The organism is Mucilaginibacter sp. (assembly GCF_039925265.1).
Lineage (GTDB): Bacteria > Bacteroidota > Bacteroidia > Sphingobacteriales > Sphingobacteriaceae > Mucilaginibacter.
The window spans coordinates 218,060-229,261 of the sequence record NZ_JBDSZG010000046.1 but is presented as its reverse complement, the minus strand read 5'-3'; the positions used below and the strand labels follow the sequence as shown (position 1 = coordinate 229,261).

The window sequence follows — 11,202 nt, the reverse complement described above, 5'->3', positions numbered from 1 at the left end:
GGGTCTGTAAAATAAACTGTGTCATGCCCAGTCAGGCTTCGGCCCCATGGGGCCGGAGCCTGACTGGGCATGATTGCTACATCAAATCTAATATCATTCTCCCAGGAAACCAAATGGCCAGTTTCTGAGCAGTCGTAGCCCAATTTGAAAGAGGCATCGTCCATTTTTGCTTAATGTTGTTATGAGCCAGATAGATCAGTTTTAACAAAGCCATATCAGAAGTAAAGCCCCCTTTAGTTTTTGTCACTTTTCTAATCTGCCGGTGAAAACCCTCGATAGTATTGGTGGTATAGATGAGCTTTCGGACGGCAGCATCGTAACGGAAATAGGTAGTTAGTTTTGACCAGTTCCGGCGCCATGACTCCAACACCTTTTCGTATTTCTTGCCCCACTTTTCTTCCAGTTCATCCAAGCGCAGTTCGGCCAATTCCAGCGTCTCTGCCTGGTAAACCGGCTTCAGATCTTTCATAAATACTTTCTGATCTTTAGAGGCCACATATTTCAGGCTATTGCGGATCTGGTGAACAATGCAGGTCTGGATCTCAGTTTGAGGGAATACGGTATTAATGGCTTGAGGGAACCCGTTCAGGTTATCGATACAAGCGATCAAAATATCCTTTACACCGCGGTTCTGTAAATCTGTCAAAACCGACAACCAAAAGTTAGCACCCTCACTTTGAGAAACATACATGCCTAAAAGTTCTTTGTGGCCATGGCGGTCTATGCCCAGAATATTATAAACAGCGTGCGATACCATCCGGTGGTCTTCTTTCACTTTATAGTGCATGGCATCAAGCCAAACAATCGGGTACAGCTCTTCCAGTGGCCTTGATTGCCATTCTTTCACTTCGGGGATGATCTTGTCTGTAATAGCTGATAAGGTGCTGTGGCTGATCTCGGTATCATACATATCCTTAATATGCTTAGAGATATCACGAAGGCTCATCCCTAAACCATACATCCCGATAATCTTTGATTCCAGGCTCTCGGCAAGTATCGTTTCCCGTTTACGGATCAGTTCAGGCTCAAAGCTGGCATTGCGGTCACGAGGCGTATTAACCGAAATCGTGCCGTCAGAGGTCCGTACATCTTTAGTGGTCTTGCCATTCTTACGGTTGCCTGAACTTCGTTCAGCTTCATCTAAATGGCTTTCTAACTCAGCTTCCAAAGCTGCATCCAAAAAACTTTTGAGCAAGGGCGCAAATGCGCCATCCTTGCCATAAAGTGATTTGCCCGAGCGAAGCTGCTCCAGGGCTTTCTTTTTCATTTGCTCGTACTCGAGCGACTCTTCTTGTTTCATCTTAAACTATGTTAAAGGTAATTAATTACACTTTGACACAGTTTATTTTACACCCTCTAATTAGCTAAGGATTAAGAAATAAGCGCGGACACTTAACCGGGTAGAAGACTAAAAAAATTCTGCAGGCATTTGCCCGCACAGGCTCTCATAAAGGATCTTGTGGCTTTAACACAGTAAACATCGCGCAGCTCACGTAACTACCCGCCCCTCCTCCTTTGTAATAAACTCTTTACTTCCCCCGCCATAATAACCCGCCCGCGCCGCTGTTAATAGCATATCTATTAACACATCACAGCCCCCAACGATGAAAACTCCCCGTCATTACTTTTTGCTGGCTGCTTTTGCGCTGCCGCTTGCCGTTTGCGCCCAATCTAAAAATGATAAACCCGTGCTGCAATTGCCGCCCGCGGCGGTTGTGGTTGATGGTAAGCTCAACGAGTGGGGCGACAGCCTGCGCTATATCAACGAAGAGAAAAAGATCCCCTACACCATTGCCAACGATAAGGATAATATTTATGTAGCGGTGCGCATCAGCGACCGTTCCGAACAGCGCCGCGCGCTGATGGCCGGCATTACGTTCTCTATCGACCCGAAAGGGAAGAAAAAAGAAGCTTTTAGCGTAACCTTCCCCTATACCGACCCGGAGGCCATGCCTGCCGAAAGGCCAATGCCGCCACCGGCAGATGGCGGCATTGGCCAGCCCGACAGCGAGGACGACCGGCAGGAGCGGATGGAGGCCAGCCTTACCCGCCTCAAACAAATAAAGGCCACCGGATTTGCCGATGTGCTGAACGAGGTAATGACCACCGCGAATACCTATGGTATTAAAACTGCGCTGGGTGTGGACCGCGATGGTTACCTGGTGTACGAAGCTGCGGTACCCATCGCTATGATGCATACCGGCAGCGCCGATAAGAACGAATGGGCCTTCAATATCAAAATTAACGGCATCATCCGGTCAAAGCAGGGCGATAAGCCCGAAGGTGGTGGCGGTCGCGGTGGGATGGATGGCGGGATGGGAGGTGGTCGTGGTGGTATGGGCGGCGGCGGAATGTCTGGTGGCGGCGGCGGTATGGGCGGCAGTCGCGGCGGAATGGGTGGCGGCGGTGGTCGAAGGGGTGGTGGTATGCGCGGCGGTGCCGGTACTACTACAATTGACAGGAGCGAGATGACCAAAACGGTAGATTTTTGGGAGAAGTTTTACCTGGCTGGGAAATAGCGTTTCCTTTTTTTGGCCCGTTGTTTTTTGGTACCCCGAGAAATCAATGCATTTTAGGTGTGCAAAACGCTGCTATTTTTGAATAAAAACGCCCTTTTTTGGTAAAAAAGCGGAAAAAAACGAAAGTTTTAGCAAGTAAAAATGGCCAAAAACGGCTGTTGATGGCAATAATAGGGTTGTTTTTTGATAAGCTGGTATCAGCGGTATTTTATCTGTAGTTTGAATTATGTAACTTTGTTTTATGGCAACAACAGAAACACTCGAGGATTTTTATCGGCAAAAGTTTAACTGGATGCCCGATAACCTGAGCCAGGATATCGGCCACTTCAACGTTTTCCGCACCGAAGATTGCTATATGCCGGGGGCGAAACCCGTGGTATACAGTCGCCGCGATTTTTATAAGGTGAGCCTCTTTAGGGGGAAGGGCGTGGTGCATTATGCCGATAAAAGCATCGAGATGGATGGCAGCGCCCTGGTGTTTTTCAACCCTTTTGTGCCCTATACCTTCGAGAATTTAAATAACGAGCATTCGGGGCGGTTCTGTATCTATAAAGAGTCGTTCTTTACCGAAATGATGCGCAGCAATATCCACGAGTTGCCTATGTTCGCTCCCGGTGCAAACCCGGTATATGTACTTAACAGCGAACAAGATAACTATGTATTCGCCATGTTTGAGAAGATGCTCGCCGAGATCAATTCCGATTATCGCTTTAAGTACGATCTGCTGCGCAATTACATTACCGAGCTGATCCATTATGCCATGAAGATCCAGCCGTCGGACAGGCTGTACCAGCACCCGGATGCCAATTCGCGCATTACCTCCGTATTCACCGAACTGCTGGAGCGGCAGTTCCCGATAGAGTCGCCTGCACAGCGCTTCGGACTGCGGTCGGCCAAAGATTTCGCGGATCAGTTGTCGGTACACGTAAATCACCTTAACCGGGCCATCCGCCAAACCACCGGCAAAACCACCACCCACCATATTATGGAACGCCTGGCCAGTGAAGCCAAAGCCCTCCTCCGCCACACCAACTGGAACGTGTCCGAGATCAGCTACAGCCTGGGCTTTGAAGAGCCGGCCCATTTTAATAACTTTTTCAAAAAACAAACCAGTAAAACGCCATCCGCGTTTCGCGTTGTTTGAATTTTGCAATAATTGGTTTGAATTGCGTAAACGGTAGCCTGTTTTTGCCCCATATCTTTGTTTTATCAAAAAAACAAGCTTATGGACAACAAAAAAACATGGTTTATCACAGGCGCGTCCAAAGGGTTCGGGCTTAGCCTGGTTAAACAATTACTACAATCCGGCCATAATGTAGCCGCAACTTCACGCAACGTTACCGACTTAATATCAGCTGTTGGTGTAACTGCTCCAAATTTTTTGCCTTTAGAAGTAGAATTAGGTAATGAGGACAGCGTTGGCTGTGCCCTCCATCAAACAAATGCAGCGTTTAAAAGCATTGATGTAGTGATAAACAACGCCGGCTACGGTATTGGCGGCAGCATAGAAGAACTTACCGACCGCGAAACCCGCGATAATTTTGAAGTTAATGTATTTGGTACCCTGAACGTTATCCGTATGGTGATGCCATATATGCGGTCTCAGCAGTCGGGGCATATTATCAATATATCATCTATTGCGGGGATATCGGCTAATACGGGCTGGTCGGTATATGCGGCTACCAAATTCTCTGTAGTTGGCCTGTCGGAAGTATTGGCGCAGGATGTTGCCGAGTTCGGCGTAAAGGTAACGGTAGTTGCCCCGGGCGCATTCCGTACCAGTTTCTTGACCGGGGAATCGCTTAATATGGCCAAACACCCCATTGCCGATTATAGCGCCGTGCGAGATATCCACACCAAATACCTGCAAATGGACGGCAAGCAAAACGGAGACCCAGAAAAAGCCGCAGCCGCTATTATAGATGTGGTGCAAATGGAGAACCCACCTTTATACTTGTTGCTCGGCGAAGATGCTTACGACCGCGCAATGGCTAAACTCGAAAAACTGGAAAGAGAATTCCGGGTAAACGAAGCGATCACCAAATCAATGGCTTACAACGCCTGATAAATAAAATTCTACTCAACAAAACAAAAACAACTAACAAAATGAACACTCAAAAAACATGGTTTGTAACCGGTGCCTCTAAAGGTTTAGGGCTTAGCCTGGTTAAACAATTATTAGATAAAGGATATAACGTAGCAGCCACCAGCCGCAGCATTACTGATCTTACCAAGGTAGTAGGGGAGCACGAAAACTTCCTTCCCCTGTCGGTAAATATTAAAGCTGAGGACAGCGTTACAAATGCTATTGATCAAATGATCAGCCACTTCGGTAAAATTGATGTAGTGGTTAATAACGCTGGGTACGGTTTAACAGGCAGCTTAGAAGAACTAAGCGATGAAGAAGCCCGAGAAAACTTCGATGTGAACGTATTTGGCTCATTAAATGTCATTCGCGCGGTGATGCCGCATTTGCGTGCACAACAATCGGGACATATATTTAATGTGTCGTCCATCGGTGGTTTTACCGGCAACTTCCCGGGCTTTGGTATTTACTGTGCTACTAAATTTGCGGTACAGGGCTTTACCGAATCTTTGGCTGCAGAGAGCAAATCATTCGGCGTAAAAGCGACCATCGTTTCACCGGGCTATTTCCGTACCAATTTCCTTGCGCCAGATTCGTTAAGTACACCTAAAAACGAGATCCAGGCTTACAAGGAAGTACGCGCGGTGCAGGCCGCTCACCAAAACGACATCAACGGCAACCAGGCCGGTGATCCGGATAAGGCGGCCCTGGTGATGATCGCCGCAGCCGAATCTGTGGAGGTGCCTATGCATTTATTTTTAGGTGCCGATGCTTATGGCATCGCCGCCCAAAAAATGGAAGATGTAAAAGCCGACATGGAAGCATGGAGGGAATTGGCCACCTCCACCGGTTTTGAAGTAGAAGCATAAGTTAAACCCTGGTATTTAAAAGCGGATGAGCCACTCATCCGCTTTTTTTGTTTGTTAAGATTTTAGGAGGACACTCTGTTATATATAGGTAATTTTTTTACATTTCAGTTAATATTATGTTTTGAGTCGGTGGATTATTTATACCTTTAACCTCATAATAATTCCCCTATTAATTTTACCCGCTTGAGTAATTTATCCTATCCCTTACCAGACAATGAAGATGAGCGCCTGGAAGCGCTGGCAACGTACGATATTTTAGATACAATGCCCGAAGACGATTTTGAGGAATTAACTCATCTCGCGTCCGAGATCTGCCAAACGTCGGTCGCACTCATAAGTCTACTTGACGACAAAAGGCAATGGTTTAAATCCATCCTGGGGCATGATGCTAAGGAAACGCCGAGAGAATACGCCTTTTGTTCGCATACCATCCTGAATAAAAACGATGTGATGATAGTGCCCGATGCGCGTAAGGATGAGCGTTTTTTGGCAAACCCTTTGGTTACAGGAAGCCCAAATATTGTTTTTTATGCCGGCGTGCCGTTGGTGAACGAGGATGGCTTTGCCCTTGGCTCGTTATGTGTATTAGATACCATGCCGAAGAACCTGAACGCGCGTCAACAGAAATCCTTACGGATCCTGGCCAAGCAGGTAATTACCCAAATGGAGTTGAGGCGCAAGCTGGCCCGGTTGGAGAAGAGTAATCAACACCTGCTGGAGACCAATTCTTTTATCCAAAAATTCGCTTCAACAGCCGCGCACGATATTAAAAATCCGTTGAGCAGTATGTTGCTTACCTCCCAGGCGCTTAGAATGCGTTTAGGCAAAGACAGCGATGATAAAAGCAAGAGACTGTTGGATTTGAACATCACTTCCACAAAAAGGCTATTAACGCTGGTGGATGAAATGCTGGCGTATTCTTCGGCACCATCATCTTTGCTTACCAACCAAAAATGTTTGGATCTGAATACGCTGTTGAAAAATGTAGTTAGCCTGATAGACGTGCCTTACGGCGTAAAAATTAACCTTCCACCGGTAGATCACACCCTTACCTGCTCATCGGTAGCGCTGGAGCAGATCTTTATCAACCTGCTTACCAATGCCATCCGTTATAATGACAAAGAGGCCGGTATTATCACCATACAATTCCGGGAGGAAGGCGATTTCTACAACTTTAAAGTAACCGATAACGGGATGGGGATTGCCGAAAAAAATCTCGATAAAATATTTTACAAAGAAGCCACCCTGAATGTTATAGACAGGTTTAACCAAAAAGGTACCGGCGTTGGTTTATACACCGTTAAGGCTTTGGTGGAGAAACTGCAGGGCAGCATCAGGGTAGAATCGGAGATAGGTTCGGGCAGCACCTTTACATTCTCGGTAAAAAAGAACGCCGGGGTAGAAGAGGACGACGAACTTTTGTAACTACCGTTTCATATTTGCCAGTACCTTTTCTAACTGCATATTAAACTCCTTTGGTGCCTCCACCATCGGGAAATGCCCCGTGTTATGGATCTCTAATACCTGATAAGGGATCTTATTTTTCACCAGCCACAAGGTATCTGTAGGCTGGTAATCGCTATTGATCAGGTACAGTTTCTTTTTAGATTTGATGAGGTTAGGCACTTCGTCATAAGCCTGCTGCTCCATCGACGCCACAGCCACTACGGTGTCCGCGTGAGCAACATCGTTCAATATTCGCTCTTTTATAGGTTTGCTGGTTGTTTTCGAGAACAGCCCCTCGTTAAACCATTGGAACGCTATCTTCTTAAAATCCTTCCGCATAGCAGCAATCGCATCGGCTATTTCTTTCTTTTGGGCGGCGGTCTGCGGTGGCGCCCCGGCACTCTTAAAGTTATCTACGCCTACTATTCCTATCACCTTGTCGGGTTGGTTAATGGCGGCCTGCAGCACAATATCGCCCGACATGGAATGCCCCAGCAGAATTACATTCTTTAATTTTAGCTGGTCTATCACCGCGTTTACATCGCTTGCAAAAGCTTGCGTGTCCCATTTATCGCGGTTATTGCCCGATTGCCCATAACCCGCCAGGTCCATCGCCACTACACGGTAACGCCTGCTGAAGTATGCCGCCTGATCCACCCAGTAGCTTTTGTTAATGCACCAGCCATGCACAAAAAGCAGCGTGGTGTCGCCCTTGCCGGTGTCTGTATAAGCAATTGAAATATTATTATTTTTGATGTGCGCGCGCACATTGGCATTATTATGCTTATTTTCACGCTGCGGATCGCCGCAGGCGAACAAAAAAGTACATGCAGCAAATAAGGATAGGAGACTGAGATTTTTCATGTGCGTTGGTCTGTTGCACGCAAATTAGCGTTAAAAATATTAACGTTCTATTCGCGGCAGATGTTTAACTTTATTTAACAAACGGACTTAAAACCGGGCCTGGCCTAAATTTACAATTGAAAACCCAAATCCACCCAAACGACGCCCCGGTAATAGCACCTGTGGCAAGCAAGCGGTTAACGTCTATAGATGCCTATCGCGGTTTTGTAATGTTACTGATGATGGGGGAGGTGCTCAATTTTAGGCATGTATCTGAGTCGTTACCCGGCAATGGGTTTTGGAAGTTCCTCTATTTTAACCAAGATCACGTGCAATGGGCGGGATGCTCGCTGCACGACCTGATCCAACCATCCTTTTCTTTTATGGTAGGCGTGGCACTACCTTTCTCTATAGCGGGGCGATTAGCCAAAGGCGACAAGTTTGGCGGCTTACTCAAGCACGCGCTGATCCGGTCGGTTATCCTTATAGCGCTTGGCATTTTTCTGAGATCCCTGTGGGCAAACCAAACCTACTTTACTTTTGAAGATACCCTTAGCCAAATAGGATTAGGATACACTTTTTTGTTTCTGCTTGGTTTTTGCAAAGAGCGCACACAGCTCATAGCGCTTGTATTAATTTTGGCCGGTTACTGGTTGGCCTTTGTTTTATACCCCTTGCCCGGTGCAGGATTTAACTATGCGGGCAGCGGTGTTACTGCCGACTGGGAAGGGAATTTTAAAGGTTTCGCGGCGCATTGGAATAAGAACACCAATTTGGCCTGGGCGGTTGATAACTGGTTCCTCAACCTTTTTCCGCGCGAGCAACATTTTAACTTTAACGCCGGCGGTTATTCCACCCTAAGTTTTATCCCAACATTGGGCACCATGATAGTTGGTCTGCTGGCCGGTAATATGCTCCGCACGGGTACGGCACCTTTTGTTTTGGTGAGGCGCTTTGTAACGATAGGGATAGCATTGCTGGTGTTTGCAGGTGTACTGCATTTTACCGGCGTAGCACCGGTTGTAAAAAGGATCTGGACACCCGGTTGGGTTATCTTCAGCGGAGGCTGTTGCTTTTTGCTGCTGGCCTTGTTTTATGGCATTATTGATGCCGGGAAGCACCAGCGCTGGGCCTTGTTTTTGGTGGTAGTGGGCACCAACTCTATTGTGGCCTATGTACTGGCAGATGGTTTTGGGAGCTTTATTATCAAAACCTTGTACACCCACATGGGCCAGCATTACGACCAGCTTTTTGGCGATACCTACAGTACCCTTGTAAAAGGTGCAGTGGTTTTACTGATTGACTGGCTGATACTTTACTGGCTTTACCGCAAGAAGATCTTTATAAAAATATAGGGGGTAGGGGCGCTAATCCCACACAATATACCACTTGCTGTCGTCTTTTTTGGCGTAGCTTAGGCCATCACTCATCTGGTATACATCGCGGCCTTCTTGTTGGTTGTAGTAATTTTTACGTTCGTAGATGCGCAGTCCGCCGTTTTCTTTTTGCAGAAAAACGAGGAGCGCGTTCATGGATGGGCCAATCTCGTGCAGCCACTGGTTTTCACCTTCTTTTACAAATGCCGAACTCATAATTTAAAGTATTAGTCGCATTTGGTACAACACTTTTTGTGCCGAAATGTTAATTTACCAACATGGAACAGCTCAGCTTTTTTGACGGCGGCCTGCAAAACCCTCAACTGCCTCCCGATTTGATGGAATACAAACCCAGGTTTTTTACCAAGGCCGAATGCGATACGTTGATTCCCGCATTAAAAACCAATATCCGCTGGAACCAGGAAACCATCCAGATGTATGGGAAAATCCTGAATACCCCCCGGTTGACCGCATGGTATGGCGACAACAGCAAAACCTATGCCTTCTCTGGCAAAAAGTACGACCCATACCCATGGACCGATGAGCTGCACTTTATCAAGCAGTGTGTAGACGCTGCCGCTGGCATTACGTTTAATAGCGTTCTGCTGAACCTTTACCGCAACGGTAATGATTCTGTAGCCTGGCATGCCGATGATGAGCCTGAGCTGGGCGTTAACCCCATTATCGCATCGGTGAGCTTTGGGGAGATCCGCAGGTTTGATGTAAAGCATAAAACGGCTAAGCAGCAGAAGTACTCCGTAGAGCTGGAGAACGGCTCACTCCTCATCATGAAAGGCGACCTCCAACACAACTGGCTGCACCAGGTACCCAAGTCTACCAAGGCAATAGGGGAGCGGATAAATCTTACTTTTAGGGTGATTTCATAAGCAGTTATTTCCTCAAAGGAACTTTCGTTAAAGTGAAATAAACCTGTTAATCAAGAACTAATGGATGTTATTTGAAGTGAAACTTAATTTTAACCACTCCTGTTGCAATCCTCTGACCGGCAAACATCTGTTGATGTCCGGGTAAACTTATCAGGGGAATCGCATTTGAAATTTCGGAATTGGTAATTTTCGGCTACAGCCAATTCCGTTGGTTTCAATTAACCGTTGGCTAAAGCCGAACGGCAATGATTATGAAAAAAGAACTGTTTCTAAATTTATTGCCGTCCCCTTTAGGGGACGGATGGGACAGCATTGTAGGCGGCTTTAGCCAAATTAGCGTAGAAGTTTAAAAGTCATTCCCCTCAGATCATGATAAACTATTAGGAAATATATGCCCGATTATCTTATTTTTGTGAAGCATATCTATTATCAAAAACCCAAAAACAACATGAAAGCCATAGCATTATTTATCATCTGCCTTTGTTTTTCGGCAGTAACTTTTGCGCAAACAAATATTAAACCAGCCGATGCCGGCGTAACTTACGGCAAAACCGTAACCGCAGATAACGCCTTAACTACCGCGGCTTTGAAAACTACCCTAAGCACTGATACTGCCTACACCGGAAAAATCACCGGCACCGTGGTAGAGGTTTGCACAAAGAAAGGCTGCTTTATGAAACTGGCGCAGGACGATGGCAAAACCATTATGGTGCAGTTTACCGATTACGCTTATTTTATGCCACAGAACATTGTTGGTAAAACCGTTGTGGTAGAAGGCCTTGCCAGGATCAAAGAAACCTCGGTTGAACGCCAGATACATTATGCCAAAGACGCGGGCAAAAGCCAAACCGAAATTGCCGCTATAAAAGACCCTAAGAAAGATATCTCCATTATGGCCGATGGCGTTTTGGTGGTGAAGTAATTAATACTAAAAAATACAATTGTAGAGACGCGATACTTCGCGTCTTTTTTGTTTGCTGTAATTTAAACAGGCGTAATTTTCTCTATTGCTTAGGTTTGCCCGGTTTTAGCTTTGTGTGAGATAGAGGGCCGCTCATTGTACCGCAGACGCGAAGTGCCGCGTCTCTACACGGAAAAATTCATACATTTTGGGGCATGATCACAGTTTTCCGGCAACGTTTTCGTAGATAAATTTTTAGTATTTGGCAGATAAAC

11 protein-coding genes are annotated in these 11,202 nt (G+C 46.4%); 8 read left to right on the top strand and 3 right to left on the bottom strand.

Annotated elements, in window-relative coordinates:
• Positions 1-76: 76 nt before the first annotated feature.
• Positions 77-1,300, bottom strand: a complete 1,224-nt coding sequence (locus tag ABIX36_RS21440) for an IS256 family transposase (RefSeq protein WP_348084215.1) — start codon at positions 1,298-1,300, stop codon at positions 77-79.
• A 304-nt stretch (positions 1,301-1,604) separates the two neighbouring features.
• Between ABIX36_RS21440 and ABIX36_RS21435 the strand changes: the two genes are divergently transcribed.
• The 5 genes from ABIX36_RS21435 (at position 1,605) to ABIX36_RS21415 (ending at position 6,899) form a co-directional block, all read left to right on the top strand.
• A complete protein-coding gene (locus tag ABIX36_RS21435) occupies positions 1,605-2,519 on the top strand; it encodes a hypothetical protein (RefSeq protein ID WP_348084214.1) in 915 nt (304 codons plus the stop codon).
• 241 nt (positions 2,520-2,760) lie between these two features.
• On the top strand, positions 2,761-3,663 hold the full coding sequence (locus ABIX36_RS21430) for a helix-turn-helix transcriptional regulator (RefSeq protein ID WP_348084213.1): 903 nt from the start codon (positions 2,761-2,763) through the stop codon (positions 3,661-3,663).
• A gap of 81 nt (positions 3,664-3,744) precedes the next feature.
• Positions 3,745-4,584 carry an SDR family NAD(P)-dependent oxidoreductase gene (locus ABIX36_RS21425; RefSeq protein ID WP_348084212.1) on the top strand — a complete coding sequence of 280 codons (840 nt, stop codon included), beginning with the start codon at positions 3,745-3,747 and terminating at the stop codon, positions 4,582-4,584.
• 41 nt (positions 4,585-4,625) lie between these two features.
• Positions 4,626-5,474 (top strand): SDR family NAD(P)-dependent oxidoreductase, encoded by an 849-nt coding sequence (locus ABIX36_RS21420; protein ID WP_348084211.1) that lies wholly within the window; start codon positions 4,626-4,628, stop codon positions 5,472-5,474.
• A gap of 183 nt (positions 5,475-5,657) precedes the next feature.
• Positions 5,658-6,899, top strand: coding sequence for a GAF domain-containing sensor histidine kinase (locus tag ABIX36_RS21415; RefSeq protein ID WP_348084210.1), 1,242 nt, complete (start codon positions 5,658-5,660; stop codon positions 6,897-6,899).
• Here ABIX36_RS21415 and ABIX36_RS21410 read toward each other — a convergent pair whose 3' ends face one another.
• The gene (locus tag ABIX36_RS21410; RefSeq protein ID WP_348084209.1) at positions 6,900-7,784 is read right to left on the bottom strand and encodes an alpha/beta hydrolase; all 885 of its coding nucleotides are present in this window, start codon (positions 7,782-7,784) and stop codon (positions 6,900-6,902) included.
• A gap of 116 nt (positions 7,785-7,900) precedes the next feature.
• Here ABIX36_RS21410 and ABIX36_RS21405 point away from each other — a divergent pair, with 116 nt between their 5' ends.
• Complete coding sequence (locus ABIX36_RS21405; protein WP_348084208.1) at positions 7,901-9,118, top strand: hypothetical protein; 1,218 nt, start codon at positions 7,901-7,903, stop codon at positions 9,116-9,118.
• A gap of 12 nt (positions 9,119-9,130) precedes the next feature.
• On the opposite strand, the gene ABIX36_RS21400 is transcribed toward ABIX36_RS21405, so the two are convergent.
• Positions 9,131-9,355, bottom strand: coding sequence for a hypothetical protein (locus tag ABIX36_RS21400; RefSeq protein ID WP_348084207.1), 225 nt, complete (start codon positions 9,353-9,355; stop codon positions 9,131-9,133).
• A 62-nt stretch (positions 9,356-9,417) separates the two neighbouring features.
• Here ABIX36_RS21400 and ABIX36_RS21395 point away from each other — a divergent pair, with 62 nt between their 5' ends.
• Positions 9,418-10,026, top strand: coding sequence for an alpha-ketoglutarate-dependent dioxygenase AlkB (locus ABIX36_RS21395; protein ID WP_348084206.1), 609 nt, complete (start codon positions 9,418-9,420; stop codon positions 10,024-10,026).
• A gap of 391 nt (positions 10,027-10,417) precedes the next feature.
• Positions 10,418-10,948, top strand: coding sequence for a DUF4920 domain-containing protein (locus ABIX36_RS21390; protein ID WP_348084205.1), 531 nt, complete (start codon positions 10,418-10,420; stop codon positions 10,946-10,948).
• The last annotated feature ends 254 nt before the right edge of the window (positions 10,949-11,202 follow it).

Coding starts and splice junctions, on each gene's coding strand:
- ABIX36_RS21440 (WP_348084215.1), bottom strand. CDS start 1,300: ATGAAACAAGAAGAGTCGCTCGAGTACGAGCAAATGAAAAAGAAAGCC.
- ABIX36_RS21435 (WP_348084214.1), top strand. CDS start 1,605: ATGAAAACTCCCCGTCATTACTTTTTGCTGGCTGCTTTTGCGCTGCCG.
- ABIX36_RS21430 (WP_348084213.1), top strand. CDS start 2,761: ATGGCAACAACAGAAACACTCGAGGATTTTTATCGGCAAAAGTTTAAC.
- ABIX36_RS21425 (WP_348084212.1), top strand. CDS start 3,745: ATGGACAACAAAAAAACATGGTTTATCACAGGCGCGTCCAAAGGGTTC.
- ABIX36_RS21420 (WP_348084211.1), top strand. CDS start 4,626: ATGAACACTCAAAAAACATGGTTTGTAACCGGTGCCTCTAAAGGTTTA.
- ABIX36_RS21410 (WP_348084209.1), bottom strand. CDS start 7,784: ATGAAAAATCTCAGTCTCCTATCCTTATTTGCTGCATGTACTTTTTTG.
- ABIX36_RS21400 (WP_348084207.1), bottom strand. CDS start 9,355: ATGAGTTCGGCATTTGTAAAAGAAGGTGAAAACCAGTGGCTGCACGAG.
- ABIX36_RS21395 (WP_348084206.1), top strand. CDS start 9,418: ATGGAACAGCTCAGCTTTTTTGACGGCGGCCTGCAAAACCCTCAACTG.
- ABIX36_RS21390 (WP_348084205.1), top strand. CDS start 10,418: ATGCCCGATTATCTTATTTTTGTGAAGCATATCTATTATCAAAAACCC.